At 54.8% G+C, this 22,328-nt stretch carries 24 protein-coding genes; 8 read left to right on the forward strand and 16 right to left on the reverse strand.

Annotated features, from left to right (window positions below; all coding sequences use genetic code 11):
• Position 1 precedes the first annotated feature (1 nt).
• Complete coding sequence (locus AC5EFR_RS01410; RefSeq protein WP_493574187.1) at positions 2-445, reverse strand: hypothetical protein; 444 nt, start codon at positions 443-445, stop codon at positions 2-4.
• A 165-nt stretch (positions 446-610) separates the two neighbouring features.
• Between AC5EFR_RS01410 and topA the strand changes: the two genes are divergently transcribed.
• Positions 611-3,334 (forward strand): type I DNA topoisomerase, encoded by a 2,724-nt coding sequence (topA, locus tag AC5EFR_RS01415; protein WP_493574188.1) that lies wholly within the window; start codon positions 611-613, stop codon positions 3,332-3,334.
• A gap of 40 nt (positions 3,335-3,374) precedes the next feature.
• On the opposite strand, the gene AC5EFR_RS01420 is transcribed toward topA, so the two are convergent.
• Together AC5EFR_RS01420 and AC5EFR_RS01425 are read right to left on the reverse strand one after the other, a co-directional pair.
• Entirely contained in the window at positions 3,375-3,752 is a 378-nt protein-coding gene (locus AC5EFR_RS01420) for a DUF6768 family protein (protein WP_493574189.1), read from the reverse strand.
• Entirely contained in the window at positions 3,745-4,287 is a 543-nt protein-coding gene (locus AC5EFR_RS01425) for an RNA polymerase sigma factor (protein ID WP_493574190.1), read from the reverse strand. Before AC5EFR_RS01425 ends, AC5EFR_RS01420 begins: the two co-directional genes overlap by 8 nt.
• Before the next feature lie 262 nt (positions 4,288-4,549).
• On the opposite strand from AC5EFR_RS01425, the gene AC5EFR_RS01430 reads away from it, so the two are divergent.
• Complete coding sequence (locus AC5EFR_RS01430; RefSeq protein WP_493574191.1) at positions 4,550-5,254, forward strand: CoA transferase subunit A; 705 nt, start codon at positions 4,550-4,552, stop codon at positions 5,252-5,254.
• Positions 5,254-5,880 carry a CoA transferase subunit B gene (locus AC5EFR_RS01435; protein WP_299930161.1) on the forward strand — a complete coding sequence of 209 codons (627 nt, stop codon included), beginning with the start codon at positions 5,254-5,256 and terminating at the stop codon, positions 5,878-5,880. Before AC5EFR_RS01430 ends, AC5EFR_RS01435 begins: the two co-directional genes overlap by 1 nt.
• Positions 5,881-5,939: 59 nt before the next feature.
• Here AC5EFR_RS01435 and AC5EFR_RS01440 read toward each other — a convergent pair whose 3' ends face one another.
• From AC5EFR_RS01440 to AC5EFR_RS01450, 3 genes are all read right to left on the reverse strand, one after another.
• Positions 5,940-6,302 (reverse strand): hypothetical protein, encoded by a 363-nt coding sequence (locus AC5EFR_RS01440; RefSeq protein WP_493574192.1) that lies wholly within the window; start codon positions 6,300-6,302, stop codon positions 5,940-5,942.
• A gap of 217 nt (positions 6,303-6,519) precedes the next feature.
• Positions 6,520-6,960 carry a phasin, PhaP gene (locus AC5EFR_RS01445; RefSeq protein WP_299930231.1) on the reverse strand — a complete coding sequence of 147 codons (441 nt, stop codon included), beginning with the start codon at positions 6,958-6,960 and terminating at the stop codon, positions 6,520-6,522.
• A 123-nt stretch (positions 6,961-7,083) separates the two neighbouring features.
• The gene (locus tag AC5EFR_RS01450) at positions 7,084-8,886 is read right to left on the reverse strand and encodes a PHA/PHB synthase family protein (protein WP_493574193.1); all 1,803 of its coding nucleotides are present in this window, start codon (positions 8,884-8,886) and stop codon (positions 7,084-7,086) included.
• A 132-nt stretch (positions 8,887-9,018) separates the two neighbouring features.
• Here AC5EFR_RS01450 and phaZ point away from each other — a divergent pair, with 132 nt between their 5' ends.
• Entirely contained in the window at positions 9,019-10,311 is a 1,293-nt protein-coding gene (gene phaZ, locus AC5EFR_RS01455) for a polyhydroxyalkanoate depolymerase (protein WP_493574194.1), read from the forward strand.
• A gap of 112 nt (positions 10,312-10,423) precedes the next feature.
• Here phaZ and AC5EFR_RS01460 read toward each other — a convergent pair whose 3' ends face one another.
• The 5 genes from AC5EFR_RS01460 to AC5EFR_RS01480 form a co-directional block, all read right to left on the reverse strand.
• Positions 10,424-10,963, reverse strand: coding sequence for an adenine phosphoribosyltransferase (locus AC5EFR_RS01460; protein ID WP_493574195.1), 540 nt, complete (start codon positions 10,961-10,963; stop codon positions 10,424-10,426).
• A gap of 102 nt (positions 10,964-11,065) precedes the next feature.
• Entirely contained in the window at positions 11,066-11,689 is a 624-nt protein-coding gene (locus AC5EFR_RS01465; protein WP_493574196.1) for a LysE family translocator, read from the reverse strand.
• 3 nt (positions 11,690-11,692) lie between these two features.
• Positions 11,693-12,274 (reverse strand): DUF2927 domain-containing protein, encoded by a 582-nt coding sequence (locus AC5EFR_RS01470; protein ID WP_493574197.1) that lies wholly within the window; start codon positions 12,272-12,274, stop codon positions 11,693-11,695.
• 92 nt (positions 12,275-12,366) lie between these two features.
• Positions 12,367-13,251, reverse strand: a complete 885-nt coding sequence (locus AC5EFR_RS01475) for an S-methyl-5'-thioadenosine phosphorylase (RefSeq protein WP_493574198.1) — start codon at positions 13,249-13,251, stop codon at positions 12,367-12,369.
• Between the two features lie 162 nt (positions 13,252-13,413).
• Positions 13,414-13,827 (reverse strand): helix-turn-helix domain-containing protein, encoded by a 414-nt coding sequence (locus AC5EFR_RS01480; RefSeq protein WP_493574199.1) that lies wholly within the window; start codon positions 13,825-13,827, stop codon positions 13,414-13,416.
• Between the two features lie 51 nt (positions 13,828-13,878).
• Here AC5EFR_RS01480 and AC5EFR_RS01485 point away from each other — a divergent pair, with 51 nt between their 5' ends.
• Positions 13,879-14,385, forward strand: a complete 507-nt coding sequence (locus tag AC5EFR_RS01485; RefSeq protein WP_493574200.1) for a DUF2938 family protein — start codon at positions 13,879-13,881, stop codon at positions 14,383-14,385.
• Here the strand turns inward: AC5EFR_RS01485 and AC5EFR_RS01490 are convergent.
• Positions 14,354-14,674, reverse strand: coding sequence for a hypothetical protein (locus tag AC5EFR_RS01490; protein ID WP_493574201.1), 321 nt, complete (start codon positions 14,672-14,674; stop codon positions 14,354-14,356). The genes AC5EFR_RS01485 and AC5EFR_RS01490 overlap by 32 nt on opposite strands.
• 3 nt (positions 14,675-14,677) lie before the next feature.
• Positions 14,678-14,923, reverse strand: coding sequence for a hypothetical protein (locus AC5EFR_RS01495; RefSeq protein ID WP_493574202.1), 246 nt, complete (start codon positions 14,921-14,923; stop codon positions 14,678-14,680).
• A gap of 179 nt (positions 14,924-15,102) precedes the next feature.
• Between AC5EFR_RS01495 and AC5EFR_RS01500 the strand changes: the two genes are divergently transcribed.
• On the forward strand, positions 15,103-16,737 hold the full coding sequence (locus AC5EFR_RS01500) for a SulP family inorganic anion transporter (protein ID WP_493574203.1): 1,635 nt from the start codon (positions 15,103-15,105) through the stop codon (positions 16,735-16,737).
• 53 nt (positions 16,738-16,790) lie between these two features.
• Here AC5EFR_RS01500 and AC5EFR_RS01505 read toward each other — a convergent pair whose 3' ends face one another.
• On the reverse strand, positions 16,791-17,432 hold the full coding sequence (locus tag AC5EFR_RS01505) for a CatB-related O-acetyltransferase (RefSeq protein WP_493574204.1): 642 nt from the start codon (positions 17,430-17,432) through the stop codon (positions 16,791-16,793).
• Positions 17,433-17,587: 155 nt separating this feature from the next.
• On the reverse strand, positions 17,588-18,169 hold the full coding sequence (locus tag AC5EFR_RS01510) for a flavin reductase family protein (RefSeq protein WP_493574205.1): 582 nt from the start codon (positions 18,167-18,169) through the stop codon (positions 17,588-17,590).
• 87 nt (positions 18,170-18,256) lie between these two features.
• Between AC5EFR_RS01510 and AC5EFR_RS01515 the strand changes: the two genes are divergently transcribed.
• Complete coding sequence (locus AC5EFR_RS01515) at positions 18,257-18,754, forward strand: GNAT family N-acetyltransferase (protein ID WP_493574206.1); 498 nt, start codon at positions 18,257-18,259, stop codon at positions 18,752-18,754.
• 50 nt (positions 18,755-18,804) lie between these two features.
• Positions 18,805-19,584, forward strand: a complete 780-nt coding sequence (locus AC5EFR_RS01520) for an EcsC family protein (protein WP_493574207.1) — start codon at positions 18,805-18,807, stop codon at positions 19,582-19,584.
• A gap of 366 nt (positions 19,585-19,950) precedes the next feature.
• On the opposite strand, the gene ptsP is transcribed toward AC5EFR_RS01520, so the two are convergent.
• Positions 19,951-22,191, reverse strand: a complete 2,241-nt coding sequence (gene ptsP, locus AC5EFR_RS01525) for a phosphoenolpyruvate--protein phosphotransferase (RefSeq protein WP_493574208.1) — start codon at positions 22,189-22,191, stop codon at positions 19,951-19,953.
• Positions 22,192-22,328 lie beyond the last annotated feature (137 nt).

The raw sequence follows: 22,328 nt of genomic DNA on the forward strand, positions 1-22,328 counted from the left end.
GTCAATTGGCGCAAATTTCGGGAATTACACTGTGCCATTTGGGGCAAAATTGCGGATCGGCCCACCAAACGTCGGTCGCACCAAAGGTTTGATGAGTGGCCACCCATGTGCGGCCCTGACGTTCATAGAGCGCCTGCATGTCAGCCCCGCCCCAAAAGTCGCGATCTTCATACGATTGATAGGCTGGAGACAAATCATCGAACCCGATCTCACCGCCACCGGGGCGCACCGGGCGCAGCATTGCAAAGGCAACATTGCCGTGAACACGCAGATCATCGACAACAAATACCACCGGAGCACCGAACACCGCTTCGGCATGTGGCCGCATGGCATCCATCAAGTCAGCGCGAAGTTGCGTGCCACGTTGCGGTACCTCCCAAGCGAGCGCTTGAAATGGCAGTGTTGCAATCAATGCTACAGTGGCGACAAGTGACCGAAAACGCATAGGAAACCCTCCTTGATAGACGCCCAATTCTACCGCGTTGTTACAATTCTTTCCACGCGGCTTAGTTGCCCACATTGACAATTCCCCCTTGCGCCCCTCACTCTGCGCCGCCATATGCGGCCCGAAAAGAGGCCCAACGAATTTTACGAAGAGGTTCAGAGTAATATGCCAGTCGTTGTTGTGGAATCCCCGGCTAAGGCCAAGACAATCAACAAATATCTCGGCTCCGACTATACGGTTCTGGCCTCTTATGGGCATGTGCGGGATCTCCCTCGCAAGGGGACTGCGGTCGACACTGAGCAAGACTTTGAGATGACGTGGGAAATACCTACCGATTCGCGAAAACACGTTGCGGCGATCGCAAATGCGCTAAAAACCGATGATGAACTGATCCTCGCGACTGACCCTGATCGCGAGGGAGAAGCGATCAGTTGGCACCTGAAAGAGGCGCTAACAAAACGCCGCTCAATTAAAAAATCGACCCATGTTAGCCGCGTGACGTTCAACGCGATCACCAAAGCGGCGGTGACCAAAGCCATGGCCGAACCGCGCGACATTGATATGCCGCTGGTTGAGGCTTATCTGGCGCGTCGTGCTCTCGACCGTTTGGTTGGGTTTGGCCTGTCGCCCGTGTTGTGGCGCAAACTTCCCGGCGCCAAAGCCGCAGGTCGGGTGCAATCGGTTTCACTTCGCTTGATTGTTGAGCGAGAGATGGAGATCGAAGCCTTTAAGCCGCGCGAATACTGGACGATCAAGGCCCAGCTGACCACGCCACGTGGTCAAAGCTATGAAGCACGTCTGACAACATTGGCGGGCAACAAGCTCGACAAATTTGACATAGACAACGCCACACAGGCCGAAATGGCGGTTCAGGCGATCACGTCTCGGGGCCTGTCGGTCACCAAGGTTGAAGCCAAACCTGCGAGCCGAAATCCGTCTGCTCCGTTCATGACCTCGACCCTACAACAAGAGGCGAGCCGCAAATTTGGCATGGGCGCGCGCCAAACGATGAACGCGGCGCAGCGTTTGTACGAAGCCGGTCACATCACCTATATGAGGACCGATGGCATCGACATGGCCCCAGAGGCTGTGACCGCCGCACGCGATGCAATTGCCGATCGTTACGGTGCCGAATACGTTCCCGACAGCCCGCGTGTCTACAAAAACAAAGCCAAGAACGCCCAAGAGGCGCACGAGTGTATTCGCCCAACCGATATGACGCGTGACGCGTCGAGCCTGAAGCTCTCTGAAGATGATCAGCGCAAGCTTTATGATCTGATTTGGAAGCGGACATTGGCCTGTCAGATGGCCAGTGCCAAACTTGAGCGTACCACGGTCGAAGTTGGGAGTGCGGATGGCCAAGTCGGACTGCGAGCCAGCGGTCAGGTTGTGCTGTTTGACGGCTTTCTCAAGGTCTATGAAGAAGGCCGAGACGAACCTGTTGAAGACGACGACAAGCGCTTGCCACAAATCATGATGGGTGAGGCGGCTGGCTTTGGTGCAGGTGCCCTTCAGGCGGCCTACGAAAAGGCATCTGGAACCGGCGGCGCTTTGGTCGACGATGGTGGAATGCAGCGGTGCGATGCCGCTGTCATGTCCGAAGATGCGGCGGTTTTGGCGTTGCAAAGCTTTACACAACCGCCACCCCGTTACACCGAGGCGACCTTGGTCAAACGCATGGAAGAATTGGGCATTGGCCGCCCGTCAACCTATGCCTCGATCCTGACACGCCTCGAAGACCATGCCTATGTTCGCAAAGAACAAAATCGCCTTTTCCCCGAAGAGCGCGGGCGCATCGTCACGATCTTCTTGCTCAACTTCTTCAAACGCTATGTGGAATATGATTTCACGGCGGCCCTAGAAGACGAGCTTGATCATGTGTCCTCGGGGGATACCGAATTTGTTGAGGTTCTCAGCAAGTTTTGGCGTGATTTCAAGGTTGCCATCGAAGAAACGACCGAGCTTCGGGTCTCCGAAGTTCTGGATGTTCTGGACGACGCCTTGGCCCCTCAGTTGTATCCACCACGCGAAGATGGCTCTGACCCGCGGATTTGTCAGAAATGCGGGACCGGCCAGTTGCACCTAAAAACCTCGCGCACCGGCGGGTTTGTTGGTTGTGGGAATTACCCCGAATGCACCTATACACGTCCGATTGCGGGCGAAGGGGCAGAGGGCGAAGAGAAGCTTTTGGGCGAGGATCAGGGCGATGAAATCTGGCTGAAGGATGGGCGCTATGGCCCCTATGTTCAGCGCGGAGAAGTCACGCCGGAAAACAAGAAGCCCAAGCGGACATCACTGCCGCTTGCCCGCAATGGCGGCTGGCCAAAAGAGGAAACCACGCTTGAACAAGCGGTTCAATTGCTGAGCCTGCCGCGCCATGTTGGCGATCACCCTGAGGGTGGCAAGATCAGCGGTAACTTGGGACGGTTTGGCCCCTATATCATGCACAAAATGCCCGGTGATGAGCGCCCGGTTTATGTGAATTTCAAGACCTACCCGGAGATGCTTGAAGTCGGCATGAACCACGCCGTCGAGCTATTGGCGCATAAACGGGCCAATCCGGGGCGTGGTCGTGGAGCCGCCAAGAAACCGCTGCGCGAGCTTGGTGATCACCCGGACGGCGGCGCGATGAACATCATGGACGGGTCCTATGGGCCTTATGTGAAGTGGGAAAAGGTCAATGCGACCATTCCCAAAGGCACAGAGCCCAAGGATGTGACAGTTGAAATGGCGATCGAGTTGATTGCCGCTAAGACCAAAAAGGCACCCAAAAAGAAAGCGGCTGCCAAAAAGGCCCCGGCTAAAAAGCCAGCGGCGAAGAAGACCACGGCCAAAAAGCCAGCTGCGAAAAAGCCAGCCGCTAAGAAAAAGGCTGCAACAGACGAGTAAGCCAAAAGGCCCGGCCATAAGGTCGGGCCTTTTCGTTAGCTTATTCGCCTTTGGCCGCGATCATCAGTTGCAGTCGCTTAACCTCTCGGATGACACGATCAGCTTGAATTTGGGGCATGAGGCTCAGCTTTATTTGCAACGCGCCAAGCATCAACACAGACCCGCTAAAGCCCCATTTCAGGGCGGGTATGACATCCGTGGTGCCAAAGAATTTGATGGCGCACCAGAGTGCGGCGACGAACATCAGGGTCTGAACGACCATCAAGACCCAAGTCACCCAGCCCAATTTGCCGCGAAATTGCTTCAGCCCCAACTGAAACCACCCAAGCTCTTGGGTTGCTTCCAATATTTCGCGATCTTGTCCAGTAAGGGCGGCTTTGATCTGGGCATCCAGATCCTTTTCGAATGAGTCAGACATCGGTTTCTCCTTCCAATGCGGATTTCAAGTTTTTTCGGGCCTCTGATAGCCGCGATTTGACGGTCCCAATCGGAACATCCAAGGCGATGGACACCTCGGTTAGGCTCAAGCCTTCGATGTAAAACAGCGCGATTGTTGCGGCCTGAGCAGGGGGCAAGGCGGCAATGGCGCGGGCGAGGTCGCGCGTCTCGGCCGGCGATGGAACCGTGCTTTGCGAGCGGTCCTCGGCGACACTGGCGGTGATCGACCTGTCGCGTTGTTTGCCTTTTATGAGTGCTGCACATTTTCGCGTGACAATCCTAAGCGCCCAGACCGGAAAAGCAGCGTCGCTGCGCAGCGACCGCAACCCTTTGAAGATATCGACCCAGGCGTCTTGAACGGCGTCTTGCGCCTCCTCATGATTCCCCAAAAGTCGGGTCGCATGGAGCAATAGCCGTGGCCCACGCAACTCGACCAAGGCAATGGCCGCTTTTTGATCGCCTGATCGGGTGCTTGCGACCAAGAACTCTTCATATGCGCGTCTCGCGTCGCTCATTTTATCTCCTAACGTGATGTTAAAGAGTGCGCGCGGAACTGCAAAAGGTTCATTTTGTTCCCAAAAGAATCCAAATGCCACCTATGCGAGAGTTGGATAATCAAAATGCGCCTATGCATTTTGGTGGCTAAAATACCCTGAAGAAAATACAACCTAAGCGAAAGTATTACAGCGCGTGTGCTGCAATGCGGCGAAACAGTTGACAGGTTAAGTAACCTCAGGTCACAACCCCTGTCATCCAAGTGTTCCAAGGGAGGACATCATGAAAAAAGTTTACGGCTCGGCCGCAGAAGCGCTAGACGGCGTGCTTCAGGACGGGATGTTGATTGCAGCGGGCGGTTTTGGCCTCTGCGGCATTCCAGAGTTGCTTCTTGACGCGATCAAAGAGAGCGGCGTTAAGGATCTGACATTTGCGTCCAACAATGCGGGTGTCGACGATTTCGGCATCGGTATCCTGTTGCAGACCAAACAGGTCAGCAAAATGATCTCATCCTATGTAGGTGAAAACGCAGAGTTCATGCGCCAGTATCTGAGTGGAGAGCTTGAGCTTGAGTTCAACCCACAGGGCACCTTGGCCGAACGTATGCGTGCCGGTGGTGCGGGTATCCCCGGTTTTTATACCAAAACTGGCGTTGGCACAGTCATTGCCGAGGGCAAAGACCATAAAGAGTTCAACGGCGAAACCTTTATCATGGAAGAGGGCATCTTTGCCGATCTGGCCATTGTAAAGGCTTGGAAAGCTGATGAGACCGGCAACCTTGTGTTCCGCAAAACCGCCCGCAACTTCAACGCTCCGGCGGCCACATGTGGCAAGCTCTGCGTGGTTGAGGTCGAAGAAATCGTTCCAACCGGGTCGCTTGACCCCGACAACATTCACCTGCCTGGCATCTATGTGCATCGCATCATCAAAGGTGATCACGAAAAGCGCATTGAGCAGCGCACTGTACGTCAGAAGGAGGGTGCATAATGCCTTGGGATCGTAATCAAATGGCGGCGCGCGCCGCACAGGAATTGCAAGACGGTTGGTACGTGAACCTCGGCATTGGCATTCCAACATTGGTGTCGAACTACATCCCCGAAGGGGTTGAGGTGACGCTGCAATCTGAGAACGGCATGCTTGGCATGGGTCCTTTCCCTTACGAGGGCGAAGAAGACCCGGACCTGATCAACGCCGGCAAGCAGACCATCACCGAATTGCCGCAGACCGCTTATTTCGATAGCGCCCAATCCTTTGCGATGATCCGCGGCGGCAAGATCGCCATGGCGATTTTGGGAGCAATGGAAGTGGCCGAGAATGGCGATCTGGCGAATTGGATGATCCCGGGCAAACTTGTCAAAGGCATGGGCGGTGCCATGGATCTGGTCGCGGGTGTTGGCCGTGTGGTTGTTGTGATGGATCACACCAACAAGCACGGCGTGTCTAAGGTTCTCAAGGAATGCACCTTGCCTTTGACCGGGCAAAAAGTTGTGGACCGGATCATCACCAATCTTGGCGTGATGGACGTTGTCGAAGGTGGTTTGAAAATCGTTGAACTGGCCGACGGTGTCAGCGAAGACGAGTTCCGCGCCGCGACCGAGGCGACGTTGGTTTAAAACCGATCTGACTTATTGTTATTGGGCCGCCCGGGAAACCTGGCGGCCTTTTCCATTGGTTAAGGCAGGTCAATTGGCCCGCCGATCCGTCCGTCTTCGAGCATCACCTGCAGCCCTGACAGTGGACCGGTGCACAGCGCTCCGCCCGGGCTTGGTTCGGTTCCATCCGGGCAAGTTTTAGCGGCTTTGGGGCAGGCGCACCCCGCTTCTCGTACGGTACAGCCCGCTTGGCAGGCCTGAGGTGATACGATCAAACTCAAAGCGCGCATTCCTTGTAGCTCAAACCCAGAGGCCTGAAGCTTGTGCAGGACGGCGTCGGTTGTGGTCGGATCAAGGTTTTGCCAGCGCAACACCCGATCTTGCGCCGAAGCGGGGAGGGTGGTGAGGGTAAGGATCGACATGAGGGCTATCAGGCGAAGCATGTGCTGCCTCCGGTGTTGTGGAGATCACCGTGATTAGAACACCCCAAATCAGTTGGCGCAAAATGGCATGATTGTTGGTCAGCCATTCCTTACCTTTGCGCGAAACCCATCGCGCAAAAGAAAAGGCAGGCTCCGTTAGGAACCTGCCTCTAGGAAATTGCGCCAAATTGGGAGGAGGGGCGCAATTATCCTGATCAACCCATCCGGGTTGGTATTCTTAAGCAGCCGCTTTTTTGGCAGCTTTGGTCACGTCGTCAGTTGCTTTTTTGACGGCGGCAGTTGCATCTTCCTGCAGGTCTTTGCCAGCGGCCATCAGCAGCTCAACTGTGTCCATCTGAACTTTTTTCGCGATCTCAGCGAAAGCAGCCATGTTTTCAGCAGCAACTTCAGCCTGAGCCGAAGCGAAATCGGTTGCGGCTTTGGCGTAGTCAGCAGGCTCTGCTTTGACGGTGGACATCTCGGCCAGCTTGGCGAGGGTGTCTTTGGTCCAAGTTGCGGACAGTTCGGTCGACTTTTCGGCAGCTTCCAGCGCAACGCCGGCCAGCTTTTCGTTCATGGTCGCTTGCGATTTGAACGCATCTTCCATGGCTTTGGTGTCAACGGGGAATGCACCCAGAACGTCTTTGAGTACAGCGGTGAAATCTTGTGCTTGTGCCATCTTACAAATCCTTGTTTCCGCTGCCTCCGGGCCCACCCCGTCTGCTGCAGCTGCAAACAATATGCATGCTGCGACGCAGCATTTCAAGTGAAATTTCTGCGACGCAGCATGAAAATGGCTAAGTTACTGTTTTTGTTTAACAGCTTTTATTTGAACATAGGTTCCCGGTGCAGGGGCGAGCGATTTGTATGACGAATCGCCCGGAACGCGAGCCGTTGTTTTCTTGCCTGAACGCTTCTTCAGCCAGGCTTCCCATTGTGGCCACCACGATCCGTCATGCCGCGTTGCAGCATCCTTCCAGTCATCGAAACTCAAGCTGAGGTCATCATGAAGAAAATGGCCGTATTTGACCTTGGTCGGTGGGTTCACAATGCCTGCAATATGGCCAGATTCGCCCAAGACATAGGTTTTCGACCGCGATCCCATCTGCTGCACGCCGCGATAGACGTCGCGTGCGGCGGCAATGTGATCTGTTTCCGTCGCAATCGACATCAAAGGAATGTCGACATCCTTGAGAGACAGGGTTTCACCAAAGAGTTCAAAAGCTCCATCTGCAAATTCATTGCGCTGACACAAGCCGCGCAAATATTGCATGGTCATCTTGCCGGGCAAATTGGCCCCATCGCCGTTCCAATAGAGCAGGTCAAAGGCAGGAGGGGTTTCACCCATCATGTAGCTTTTGATTGCCGGACCATAGATCAGGTCATTGGAGCGGAGGAACGAAAAAGTCCGCGCCATGATAAAGGAGGACAACATACCCTTGTTGTTGATTTCCTCTTCGATGCCGTCGATGAAATCGTTCTGCAAGAAGGGGGTAAATTCGCCCTGATCGCTGAAATCAGTCAAGGTGGTAAAGAAGGTGGCGGATTTGACAAGCTTTTGCTTGCGCTTTTTGAGAAGCGACAAAGTCAGGGACAGGGTCGTGCCTGCAATACAATACCCGACGGCGTTGACCTGTTCGGTACCACAAATCTCGCGCGCGACATTCATCGCTGTGAGGTACCCCTCCTCGATGTAATCTTCGAGACCAACTTGACTATAGGCCTCGTCCGGATTGATCCAGCTAACCACAAATAGTGTGTAACCCTGATCGACGATCCAGCGGATCAGGCTGTTTTTCTCTTTGAGATCAAGAATGTAGAATTTATTGATCCAAGGTGGAAACAAAACGATAGGTAGCTCATGTACCTTTTCGGTCGTCGGCGAATACTGGATCAGCTCCATCATCCGGTTCCGAAAGACCACGTCACCCTTGGCGGTGGCGATATTCCCGCCAACCTCAAACGCGCTTTCATCCACCAGGCGGACAATCAATTCACCCCGATTGGCCTCAACATCGGCGACCAAGTTTTCCAGCCCCTTCACAAGACTTTCGCCATCCGTTTGAATGGCCTTTTCAAGCGCATCAGGATTGGTGGCAAAAAAGTTAGTTGGGGCCATCATGTCGGTGATTTGCTGGGCAAAGTAGCGTAAGCGACGCTTTTCAGTCGCATCAAGATCCTCGATGCTTTCGACCGCTTTGCGGATGGCATCGCCGTTGATCTGGTACTGCTGCTTGATGAAGTTGAAGTAGGGGTTGGTGTTCCAGAGCGGATTTGAAAACCGCCGATCTTTTGGGCCATTATCTTCAGGCGCTTCCATACGACCCGCAGAAAACGCTTTTTGCGCCTCGGCGAAATGCTGCATGGTTTGGCCCCAATACTGTACCTGCTGCTCAATGAGCTTGGCTGGATTTTGGAGCGCTTCTTGCCAATAGGCCTGACCGGCCTTGGCGTAGAGATCAGAATCCGGCCCATTCAGGGATGTGGGGATTTGTTGTTTCTTGGTTAATGCCGAGACAAGGCGCTGTTGTAGCCCCTCAATTTTCGACAAATTTGCTTCCATTCGAGCGCGGCTCTCGCCTGCGTCAACGTCGTTCGTTGTCATTGATGCAAATTCCCCCTATCTTCGCATCCGCAGAATAGCGTCGTGATGCTTGTGCGGCAAAGCGACGAATTGGCTCGGGGCGAATGGCGCGACAAAAATGCGCCACCTTTGACACGGTAAGGAGTGGCATGCATGCGCTATATGGCGACCTATGATCTAATGGAAACGGTCCGCAACACCAACCAATGGCTAGGTGCCACGGCCAAGACCATGGCGTCTTATCCGATGTTTTCGGTGTTTCCGAACCCGGCTTTGGAATGGGCGGCTGCCTGGGGTGAGGTGACAGAGCGCACCTTTGAGCGGATGGTAGTCAAACCCGATTGGGGCATCCGGACGTTCACCTGTGAAGACGGCAAAGACCATTTGGTCAACGTTGAGACTGTGGTTGAGAAACCCTTTGGCGACTTGATCCATTTTGATGTGTCTGGCCGCAAGGAGCAACCTCGTAAAATCCTGATTGTTGCGCCGATGTCTGGCCACTATGCAACCTTGTTGCGATCGACCGTTAAGTCACTGATTGTAAACTGTGAAGTCTACGTCACCGATTGGCATAACGCGCGGGATATTCCGGTGTCGGCGGGTAAGTTCGATGTCGAAGATTATACGCTATATTTGATGGAGTTCATGAAGGAGCTGGGGCCGGATACGCATGTGATTGCGATCTGTCAGCCCGCCCCTTTGACCTTGGCTGCGACGGCCTATTTGGCAGAGCTGGACCCAGATGCCCAGCCGCGGACTTTGACTTTGATCGGTGGCCCGATTGACCCGAATGCAACCCCAACCGAGGTGACCGATTTTGGTCACCGCGTCACCATGGGGCAGCTTGAGGAAACGATGATCCAACGGGTTGGTTTCAAGTTCAAAGGCGTCGGACGCATGGTCTATCCGGGGTTGCTTCAGTTGGCATCGTTCATGAGCATGAACGGCGATCGTCATAGCCAAGCTTTCCGCGACCAAATCATGCGGGTGTGCCGCGGCGAAGCGTCGGATCATGACGCCCACAACCGATTCTATGATGAGTATCTGGCTGTGATGGACATGCCAGCCGAATTCTACCTGTCGACGGTTGAGCGGATCTTTAAGAACGGGGAAATCGCCGCAAATGAATTTGTGGTGGATGGTCACAAAGTCGATATCGGGGCAATCACCAATGTCGCTGTGAAAACCGTTGAAGGATCCAATGACGATATCTCGGCTCCTGGCCAATGTGTGGCGGCGCTGGACCTTTGTACCGGCCTACCAGATGAGATGAAGGCGTCGCATTTGGAACCGGGTGCTGGGCACTACGGTATCTTTGCGGGCAAAAGCTGGCGCAACAATATCCGCCCGCTGGTGTTGGATTTCATTGATTCCAATGCGGGACCCAAAAAACCAGCGCCTAAGAAGAAGGCCAAGCTCAAAGCGGTAAAAACCGACGCGGCCTAATCTTCAAGGTCAACGCTGTTACAAGGGGCGCGCCAATGGCGCGCTCTTTTTGTTTCGTCCCATGCCTTCGGCATCGTCCTCAGGCTGTCATCTAGCCTGAGGCAAGCGCGGCTTACAGGCCGTCGAATTCGCAGAGAACATGGACATCCATTCCCATGTCTTGGAGCTTTTTGCGGCCGCCCAGTTCGGGCAGATCCACGATAAAGGCACAGCCGATGATTTCGCCGCCCAAACGTTCGATAAGCTTGATACCAGCTTCGGCAGTGCCACCAGTTGCCAACAAATCGTCGACCACAAGCACCTTTTCACCGGGTTGAATGGCGTCGTCGTGGATTTCAACTACGGCCTCACCGTATTCGAGAGTGTATTCTTCGGAAATGACGGCTCCGGGCAATTTACCCTTTTTACGGATAGGGACAAACCCGGCAGAGAGTTGGTGCGCCACAGCACCACCAAGGATAAAGCCACGCGCCTCAAGGCCGATCACCTTGTCAAACCGCACACCAGCGTAAGGGTGTAGCAATTGGTCAATGGCCATGCGGAAACCGCGTGGGTCGGCAAAAAGCGTGGCAACATCCCGGAACAGAATGCCTTCGTGGGGGAAATCCACAATGGTGCGGATGTAATCTTGGACCTCGGGCTTTTTGGGCATTGCAGCCTCCTCGCGGTAAATTGGGCCGCTCTGCAATGTCTTAGGGAGGGTGGCATTTCAAGGGGGCGCGGGGTCGCGGTCTTGAGTTGTGGCTATGGAGTGTCAGGTCGCACGGCGCAAAGTTGCGGTGAGAACGCCCATGGCGATCAAGACAGATCCACCGGCGCGGGTGATCCAGGTGATGACAGAGGGGCGTTTTATCACGCTGCGCAAGCGGTCTGCGGCCAGTGCATAAACCAGCGCGTTGACGGTCGCCAATGTGACAAAGGTCGTGATCAGAATGGCGAATTGCGGCAGCAACGGCGCGGCATCGTCAACAAATTGTGGAACAAAGGCGATGAAGAACGCGATGCTTTTGGGGTTAAGCGCCGTGACCGCGGCGTTGTGGGCAAAGATGCCTTTGGCCGAGACGTTGGCTTCGGGGAGTTCAAGCCCTTGGGTCGGGGCGGAGCGGATCAGTTTGATACCGAGATAGACCAAGTAGAGGGCTCCGACCCATTTCAACACGGTGAAAAGCGTTGCTGATGTCGCGACCAAAGCCCCCAAACCCGCCAATGACAGGCTCATGGCGATGAAATCCCCAACGGCAACCCCGGCAGCCGACGCCACAGCAACAGAGCGGCCTTTGCTTAAGGCATAGCTTAGTACCAAAAGGATCGTAGGGCCGGGGATCATCAGGAGAAAAATGGTTGCTGCACAAAAGGCGAGCCAAAGGTCTAAACTCATGACTTACTCCGTTGGATAGTGGCGTTGCAGGGCGATAATATCCTGTGGGCCAAGGGTTTTTGAGGCATTGCTATCTTGTGAAAAAATAGAAATCGCATCGTAGGCCGGGTTGCGAATATCGGTCAATAGGCCAAGCGCTTGGGTCAGTTCTTCGAGCATGGCGCTTTCGTAGCTGCGAATATGCAAGCGGGTGCCAAAGATGATCGTGCTGCGGTTGATGACACCGTTTCGGGCCCACACGGAAACGCGGGCACCGTGAACGGTTTGGCCATCCACTCCATTGATGTTTGTGCCGGTGATTGGTGTGCTGCCATCGGTATTGATGAAATAGATGCGAATATCCGCGTCTAGCTCCGGGGCGACTTGAACGAGCGACAGGTTCATGTCGACACGGTTCAAATGTTGGAGCGCCCGGACCAAGGCGGCTCGGGCTCGCTTTTGTTTCCCGCCTAAAAACACAGGGGCAAGCGGTTCAAGGCTAACCCTCAGGGTTGCGCCTTGGGGCCAGTACAACTGTTTTTTCTGGCAAATGCCATTGGGCGGTGCGGCGCAGGAAACCAGGCGGTAGAACTCTGTGTCGCTCAAGGTGCCGCTGGTTTCGACAAACTCCTGAGCGGCCGCTAAGACCGGCAGACATAGGAACGTGCACAACCAACGCCACATAGATCGACGCGGGCTTAACCCGCCACTCCGAGCACACGGCCAGCCACAGCATCCAATTTGGCCACAAGAGCCGGGTCACGTTTTTCGGGGGCTGTCATCACCGCGCATTCCAAAGCTCGGTCACAGCCATGGTCGCAAGGCGCGCGTTCCACCCCCAAAAGGGAGGGGAGACGACGCACCATATCGCGGCCCTTTTCGGAATTACCCATAAGGGTTTTGATGATGTCGTTGACGTCAACTTCGCCGTGATCCGGGTGCCAGCTGTCATAGTCTGTGACCATAGCGATCGAGGCGTAGCAAAGCTCAGCCTCCCGGGCCAGTTTTGCTTCGGGCATATTGGTCATGCCAATTACATCCGCGCCCCAGTGTTCGCGATACATCTTGGATTCAGCCAAAGTTGAGAATTGCGGACCTTCCATGGCAAGATATGTGCCGCCCTTGTGGATGGTTATTCCCGCGTCCAATCCGGCTTGGAAACAGGCGTCACCCAATCGTGGGCAGGTCGGGTGCGCGACGCTGACATGTGCCACACAGCCCGTCCCAAAGAAGCTCTTTTCGCGCGCGAATGTCCGGTCAATGAATTGATCAACAACGACAAAATGCCCGGGCGCATATTCTTCGCGAAAAGAACCACAGGCGGAAACTGATATCACATCCGTAACGCCAAGGCGCTTGAGCGCATCAATATTGGCGCGATAGGGCACGGTGGTCGGACTATGGACATGGCCGCGCCCATGACGGGGCAGAAACGCCATTTGGACACCGTTCAATGATCCGGTCAAAATTTGATCCGACGGCGTGCCCCATGGGCTTTGCACATCCACCCAGCGCGCATTTTCGAGACCGTCGATATCATAGATTCCGGAACCGCCGATCACGCCAATCATTGTTTGTGTCATGTCTGTTTGTGCCTTTGTCTGAGCGGGCTGCATTTGACGCTAAAGTGGCATAAGGGGAGGGGGGAAGAAAAGTGTACGCTGAGCGCTTTGATGGTTTTGGCTGCGATTTCACTGTTCACTTTTGTGTTTTTCGCCAAAGCGATGGGCGAATTGGAGGCCCCCTTAGCGATTGCTGGCTGATAAGGTGTCCAAAGTGGCGCGAAAAGACGGGCATTCGGCATGGCTAGGTGCACTGCAATTGGCAATGTGTTTGAGCATCTGGCTAAGCTTTTGCAGATCGGCGATTTGGGCATCAATGTCGTCTGCGCGGTCCGTAATCGTTTGACGATCCAAGGTGAAATTGGCTTCTGACGGCAAAAGAGCGGCGGTTTGTTCCAACGTGAATCCCGCCGTTTGACACAGTCGGATCAGAGCAAGCCGCGGTAACACCGATGCCTCATATTGGCGACGTAACCCTTTGCGCCCCAAGGCCTCAATCAACCCACGTTTTTCGTAGTAGCGCAGAGCGGACGGCGTCAGGCCCGAATGCGTGGCCACTTCGGCAATATCGAGAAATTCCACGTTGACCTCAATCATGGTTCAAGTGGCAGTTTGCCTGTTCTTCGCGAAAGGACAAGGGGTATCGAAATGGATTGGATTGTGTTGGCAGGCGTCGGCGTGATGGCGACGATGATTATGGATGTGGTTGCGTGGATGCGCTTGCGAATTTGGGGCATTGGCGCGCTCGACTATGCCTTGGTCGGACGTTGGCTAAGGCATCTGGTGGCTGGGCAGGTATGTCATCGCACGATAGTCACCTCGCCATCGGTTATAGGCGAACGCGCGCTTGGATGGTTTGCCCACTATGCGATTGGCGGTGGGCTGGCAGTTGGGCTTGGGCTGCTGGTTGGCCCCAAGCTCGCTCTGCTCCCCTCTGTGCCAATACAACTTGGATATGGTCTGACGACGGTTTTGATGCCTTTTCTGGTGATGCTACCGTGTTTTGGATTTGGGTTTTGCGCCCGAAAAGCTCCAAACCCTGCATTGGCACGTTGGCGCAGTGTCATCGCGCATGCCAGTTTCGGCGCTGGGCTTTTTCTGTCCGTCTTAGTCGTGGATAGGATTAGGAAATTTCTTGAGTTTCAACCGGTTTGAAGCTGCGCTTATCGAGCAAATCTGGATTTCGTTCCAGAAACTGAGCCGCATCTTCGTCACCAAACATCCGACTTGCGATCAGCGACATGGCATGAACTGTTATCGGGGCGCTGAATTTTTCGGGGACTCCGGCGCGCAATGTCAGTGCTTTGAGATGGCGTGTATAGATGGCTTTTGCCTCGGTCAGCGGATGGCGTTTGAGGATCTCAAAACCAACGATGACATGGGCGCGATGATCAAACTCTTCGGGTAGGATCGTATCATCGAGAAATGCGTCTAGTAGGGGCAAGGCCTAGTCCACTTCCTGCGTTGTATGACTATCGCCTGCGGTTAGGTCGAGGTCATAAACCTCGCGCAGCATCTCGATTTTGGCGCGGGTTGCCGGCGAAAAAGGCGCTTTTCCCTCAAAGGCATGCAAGGCCATGGATTCGATCAACTCGGCGGTTGAGATGTCGAGATGCTCGGCCAGAGCTTTGAGAACTTTCACAAGGCGTTTTTCCAGCCGTAGGCCGGTTTGGATTCGTTCAATTTTGGTCATATCTCTACACCTAGGTACCAAGATAAACTACGTCAACGGCCCATCATACGAGAAAGGTGAGGTGCCATTGCCCCAATAAGCGGCGTTTCGCTACGAATTCGAAACCAAACTGGCATTACACTGGCCTTTCGCGCGTCAGTGCAGTAACGCGGCCTGCGCGACCATGAACAGGAAACCCTATGAAACGCTCTTTTATGGCGGCCTTGTCGGACCGTTTTGCCATGCCTGACCTAAGCCTAATGCCCAAAGAGGGGCTGACCGTTTCGCGAATGCGGATCGAACTTTTGGCGGGCCTGACCGTGGCGTTGGCCCTTGTGCCCGAGGCTGTGGCCTTTGCCTTTGTAGCTGGGGTTCACCCGTTGGTTGGCCTTTATGCGGCCTTTATGGTTGGTCTTGTCACAGCCCTATTTGGCGGACGGCCGGGGATGATTTCGGGTGCGACCGGCGCTTTGGCGGTGGTCATGGTCGCGCTGGTTGCTCAGCACGGCGTTGAATATCTCTTCGCAACGGTCGTTTTGATGGGTTTCTTGCAGGTTTTCGCCGGAGTGATGCAGTGGGGCAAGTTTATCCGATTGGTTCCGCATCCGGTTATGTTGGGCTTTGTCAACGGTTTGGCGATTGTGATCTTCCTCGCGCAAATGGCCCAATTCAAAGTGCCGGGATCGATCCAAAAGACTGCTGATGGTATGACCAGCGGTGAATGGTTATCGGGCATGCCGATGTATCTGATGCTTGGCCTGACCGTTTTGACGATGGCGATTATTTGGGTCATGCCCAAGATCAGCCGGGTTGTCCCCGCGCCGCTGGCCGGGATTGGCATCGTGGCGGCATTGGTTATCGGCTTTGGGTTTGATGTACCGCGCGTCGGTGACATGGCCTCAATCCAAGGTGGCTTGCCTCCGTTCCACATTCCTCAGGTTCCGCTGACGTGGGAAACCCTTCAGATCATTTTGCCCTACGCGGTCATTCTCGCAGCGATTGGCCTGATCGAATCGCTTCTGACGCTGAACCTTGTGGGTGATATGACCGGTGAACGCGGTGGCGCGTCGCAAGAATGTATTGCCCAAGGTGGGGCCAACATCCTCACCGGCTTCTTTGGCGGTATGGGCGGTTGCGCCATGATTGGTCAGTCGATGATCAACGTTAAATCCGGGGCGCGTACCCGCATCTCCGGGATCGCAGCTGCGCTCTTCCTGCTGATCTTTATCCTATTTGCATCACCTTTGATCGAGCTCATTCCTTTGGCCGCGTTGGTTGGGGTGATGTTCATGGTGGTGATCGGCACCTTTGCTTGGAACTCTCTCACCATCTTGCGCAAAGTACCGTTGACCGATGCCTTTGTGATCTTGCTCGTGACTGTTGTCACTGTCATGGAAGACTTGGCCGTGGCGGTTGTTGTTGGTGTGATTGTGTCGGCACTTGCCTATGCGTGGCAGAATGCGACACGTATCACCGCGACCAAACGTGACTCTAAAACAGAAGAGGGCGCGCAGGTTTACGAAATCCATGGGCCGCTGTTCTTTGGCTCGGCGGATGGGTTCACGGAACTGTTTGACGTGGCCATCGACCCCGAGGTTGTGATCATTGATTTCGCCGATAGCCGTGTTGCGGACCAATCGGCCTTGCAGGCAATTGAGGCCGTAGCCGGAAAATATGAAATGGCGGGTAAGAAAATCCAACTGCGCCACCTCAGCCGCGATTGTCATCAGCTTTTGAACAAGGCTGGGCATCTCATGGTCGATAGCGACGATGATCCTGACTATCGGATTGCCGCAGATTATAGCGTAAAAACCGGCATTCTGGGCGGTCACTAGACCCTCGCAAAATAGATCCGGCGTGCGCGCCACGCCGGATCACTTGACCTCGGCTATTGCGGGGCAAACACCTTCAAATCATTGACTGATCCGGTTTCTAGCGCGGATTTTGCCATGGCTATACGCTCAGCCGGCCAATCCCACCATGACAAGGCCAAGAGGTCAGAAATCTCGTCTACGCTATAGCGCATGCGAACGATGCGAGCGGGATTTCCGGTGACAATTGCATAGTCCGGAATTGTTCCGCGCACCACGGCACCAGCCCCGACAATCACGCCATTCCCAATGTTTGCCCCCGGCAGGACCTTGGCTTCAAAACCCAGCCAGACATCATTTCCAATGGTCATGTCGCGGGTGTCGGGTTGATAGCCAAGCATAGTTTCGGGATCAAATACCGCAAAGGGAAAGGTGCTTGGCCCTTTGATTTCATGGTTGGCCGAGCTGCCAATAAAGCGAACACCATGGGCGATCTGGCAAAACTTGCCGATGCTCAAAAGCTCTTGGCTAAACGGAAAAAGATAGGGGGCCAGCCGTGCGGCCCAATCATCGGGCGGCTCAAAATCCGACGCATAGGTGAAATCGCCAATATGCATCCTTGGATGGTTTATGACGCGGTTTAGAAACACTGTGCCCTTGTGGGCGGACCCATCAGGTAAGGTGATAGGGTAGGTGCGTGTAGGATCAGGCAAAGACATGTCGCCTCCTTTGAAATCTGTGGGTGTCAGGGTTTCAAAGGGTCTGATCCATCGTGGCCTCCATCGGTTTCATAGCAAGCCTAGCGCGCTTCAACACGCGCGTCCAGTTCGGTGTATTCCTGACCGGGGGCGATCCAATTTGGCAGCGAAAGAGCTTATTCGCCCGGCCGTTTTAGGCTAAACACCTCGCGCACTGTGGCGAAATCACGATAGCCAAGACGAGACACCGGATTGAAGCTTAGCACATCAAAGATGCCGTCGCGCAGGCAGTCGTCGCGCATGTGGATGCCGCTGACTTCGCCAAAAATTGCGAAATTTGCCTCACCGGGCAATTCAAGAATTTGCGTCAGTTTGCATTCCAATGACGCGGGGGCATTGGCAACACGCGGCGCGTCGATTGTGTCGCATTCGGCTTTTTCAATGCCAACATGCGCGAACTCATCGGTGCCACGGGGCAGTGCCGCCGAGCTTTGGTTCATTTGCTCTTTCAATGCGTCGGACACGACATTGACGCAAAACACGCCGGTTTCACGGATGTTGGCAAGGCTGTCTTTGGAGCTTGTCGAAGAAAACATCACCTGCGGCGGAACATATGCAACGGCGTTAAAGAACGAGTAAGGCGCGATATTGTCGCCCTCAGACCCCCGTGTGGATATCCACCCGATGGGGCGGGGGGTTACAATGGCGTTGAATGGGTTGTGGGGGAGGCCATGGCCATTTTCGGGGCGGTAGAACATCCGGGCTTCTTCCTGTTTGCGCGAGGATTTCTCCCGTGATACGCCGCTTTGCGCCGGAATGCACTTCAGAATACCTGAGAGACGACTTTGTTTACGCTGCGCCCCGAAACACCAGATGATTGGTGGGAGGTCGAGAACCTCTACGATACCTGCTTTGCGCCGGGGCGGTCGGCTTTGTCGTCGTACCGGTTGCGTGACGATGTGGCCCCGGTTGATGGCCTCTGTGTGGTTGCACGAGACAGTGACGGAATTTTAGGGGCGGCGATTCGCTATTGGCCGGTTTTGGTCGGCTCAGATGAGGCCTTGTTGCTTGGGCCAATTGCGGTCCACCCAACAGCGCAGGGCGAAGGACTTGGCTCATCTTTGATCCGCGATACTTTGGCCCGTGCGGCGGAAGCCGGGCACAAGCGGGTGATTTTGGTCGGTGACGCACCCTATTATGCGCGCTTTGGGTTTGAGCCGTTGCAGGGGGTTGTGATGCCTCCGCCGACCAACCCGGATAGGGTGCTTGGGGTCGCATTGGTTCCCGCTGCCTGGCACAAGACAAAAGGCGCTGTTTCCAAGGCCGAGACGCCCAAGGGTTGAAATAGACCTTTGGTGCTCACATCTTTGTGAGAGCGCGAAAGGAGATTTTCATGAGTGACCCGACCTTGCCGACACATTCGTTGCCTGCTGAGATTGCCGTTTTGGCAGAGCGCCAAAGGGCCGCGAACTCCGCTGGCATCCAAGTCTTGAACCTTCTGGGCAGCCAAGCGGATAGCTTGCTTGATCGTCTTCCCGACGGAGTAAAGTCAGGTTTGGAAGAAGCAACCCGAGGGGCGCTGAACGTTGCCTTTCACACCGCGCGCTATTCGCGCAGTAAGGTGGGAGACAAGCGGGGTTGGTTGAACACGGCCTTTGCAACAGCCATGGGGGCCGTGGGCGGTGCAGGTGGCGTTGTCACATCATTGGGCGAATTACCGGTCACTACGACGGTTTTGATGCGGGCCATTCAAGGGATTGCGGTTGAACACGGCTTTGACCCGGACGACCCGGAGATTGCGAGCGAGTGCTTGACGGTCTTTGCCTCGGCGGGCCCTTTAGAAATGGATGATGGAGCCGATATCGCCTTTCTGTCAGCGCGTTTGGCCCTAACGGGGTCTACGGCACAGCGCGTGATCGCAGCTATCGCACCACGTATGTCCATTGTTCTAGGGCAAAAATTGGCAACACAGGCCGTTCCCGTTATCGGTGCCGCTGCCGGGGCTGCGGTGAATTTTGCCTATACCAGCTATTATCAACAAATGGCGCATGTGCATTTTGGCCTGTTGGCCCTGTCGCGCGATACCGGTGTTCCGATGATCACGCTTATCGGTCAACTGCGCGATGAACTCGAAGGTAAGACAAAAAAGGCTAAAAAGACCGAAGACGCTTAAACAAATTTTAGGGGAATTGACCTAGCTTTGTATTTGCAAAGAGGAAATCAAGTCCTCTGTTTTGAAGGGGTCTGATCTTGGGCCAAATCGCGCCTCCGGGGCAGAACGGAAAAGCGCACCGCCCAAGGTGAAAACGGACCTGAACCGCGTAGAAAAGCGCGACTTAGTGCCTTTGGCCAGAATGGTAGAGGGTGCAGACGAAAGTCATCGACTTCACACCCGGCTGTTGGAAGCACTCCACAGCCGGGTGTTTTCATTGTGGGGCATAGAAACTCTCAGCAACAAATGTCACGCGCGCAACCAAAACTCTTGCAAGAGTTTTGCAATTTCCGTGCACGGAAATTGGGCGCGACCCTCAAGTGGAGGTCAGCCGTTTTCGCGTAGATAATCCATCACCGCTGCGCGTACCGATTGTTCGCCACGCGCGCCAGCCTCTTCAATCACATTGCGGATTTCCGTTAAGCTATATCTCATCAAAAGGCTTTTGACCGGTCCAATCGAGGCGGGGCGCATTGACAGATTTCGAATTCCCATCGCCGCGAGGCAGAGCGCCTCGACCGGTCGGCCAGCGTCTTCTCCACAAAAGCTAAGGTGCGTACCCGATCCTTCACAGCGCTCAACGACTCGCTCCAAAAAGCTCAAAAATGAAACGCTCAGAGTATCATAGCGTCGCCGTACCCGTTCGTTTTCCCGATCAGCCGCAAAGAAAAATTGCTTGAGATCGTTACCCCCGATGGAGAGGAATTCGACTTCTTCAAAGAACTTCTGCGGTGCATAGGCCAACGACGGTGTTTCCAACATGGCCCCGATTTCGAGGCTTTCGGGAACGTCATGACCAAGGCGTTTTTCCCGCGCCAAAACCGTGTCGACTTCATTTCGCGCCATTTCATATTCGCTATACTGGGCTATAAACGGAAACATGATCGTCAAGGGCCGCCCCTCGGCGGCTCGGATCAGCGCTTGTAGCTGCATGCGCATCACACCGGGTTTGTCCAAGGCGACACGAATAGCACGCCAGCCCAAAGCCGGGTTCGGCTCGTCCTGAGGTTTCATATAGGGCAGCACTTTGTCAGACCCGATATCAAGCGTGCGAAAGACAACGCGCTTGCCATGCGCGGCGTCCAGAACGCGTTTATAAAGCGCGGCGAGTTCAGTCCGCCGTGGCATTTGATTGCGAATAAGAAACTGTAATTCGGTGCGGAACAGGCCGACGCCTTCGGCCCCAGAACTGCTCAGAGAAGGCAGGTCAGCCATCAAACCAGCATTCATATGCAAGTGAATGCGCTTGTTATCGGCCGTGATACAGGGCGTGTCACGGATCGAAGCGTAGCGTTCCTGGGCCTTGGCTTGCATAGCCATTTTATCGCGAAACGCGCCGACAACTTGTTCGTCGGGGCGTAGATGAACAATGCCTTGGTCGCCATCAACCAAAATCTGGTCACCGTTAAGTGCTTCATTGGTGATACGGTCGGCGTGAATGATCAAAGGAATTGCCAAAGCACGCGCAACAATGGCTGCGTGTGAGCCAACCGACCCTTCTTCGAGCACGACACCTTTGAGACCACGCCCATACTCCAACAATTCGGCAGGGCCGATATTGCGGGCAATCAGCACGGGATCTGACGGCATTTCAGACCCGGTTTCCCGCCCTTGACCCGTCAAAATACGTAAGAGGCGGTTGGACAGGTCATCAAGGTCGTGGAGCCGTTCGCGCAAGTAACCGTCGGTGATTTGACGCATACGTGCACGGGCCTGCGATTGCTCTTTTTCGACTGCCGCTTCGGCCGATAAACCGCGCGAAATATCCTCCTCCATTCGCCGCATCCATCCCTTGGAGTTGGCGAACATGCGATAGGCCTCCAGCACTTGCATTTGCTCGGTATCCGCCGAAGCCCCCGCAAGCATTTGGTCTACTGAGACACGCAAGGTGTCGACGGCTTCGTGAAGACGCTCTCGTTCCGAGGCAGGGTCATCAGCTACCAGATTTGTCACAACAACACGGGGTTCGTGCAGCCAGACATGCCCCATTGCGGTGCCTTCTTGACCCGTCCCGCCGCGGAGCAATACCGCTTGTGTGTGACGCGCTTTTAGCGCAGCCCCTTCCCCCACAAAGGCCCCAAGCTCGGCCATTTCGGCCAGAACCATAGCAACGACTTCTATGGCATAGACATCATCGGCGGTGAAAACGCGTTTCTCTTTGCTTTGCACCACCAAAACGCCAAGCTTTTCGCCCAGGCGCTGGATAGGGACACCCAAGAAACTGGAATATATTTCCTCTCCGGTTTCCGGCATGTAGCGGAAACCGGGTTCGGACGGCGCGTCTTCGGTATTGACCACATCGCCGGATTTGGCCACGCGTCCCACCAGACCTTCACCCATCTTCATACGGGTTTCGTGCACGGACTCTTGCTTCAAGCCTTGCGTCGCACAAAGTTCAAGGGTTTCCGCATCCCTGAATAAATAGATCGAACACACCTCGGTGCGCATACTATCCGCTGTTAGGTGTGTAATCTTGTCCAGCCGTTCCTGACCGGCGGCCTCTTCGGCCATCGTGTCACGCAGCCGTCCAAGCAGCTTGCGGCTTTCGCTTTCAAGATTGTCAGCCATTTGGCCTCGCTCCTCACCTTTTCGAATACCAGCTATAGGCGAGTTCGCGGGGCAAGGGAAAGCACAATGCCCCGCCGCAACGCAGCAAAAATGCAAGGTTTTCAAGGATGCTGAAGCCTTGGGCAGATAGATCAATT

This window comes from Pelagimonas sp. (assembly GCF_058892305.1).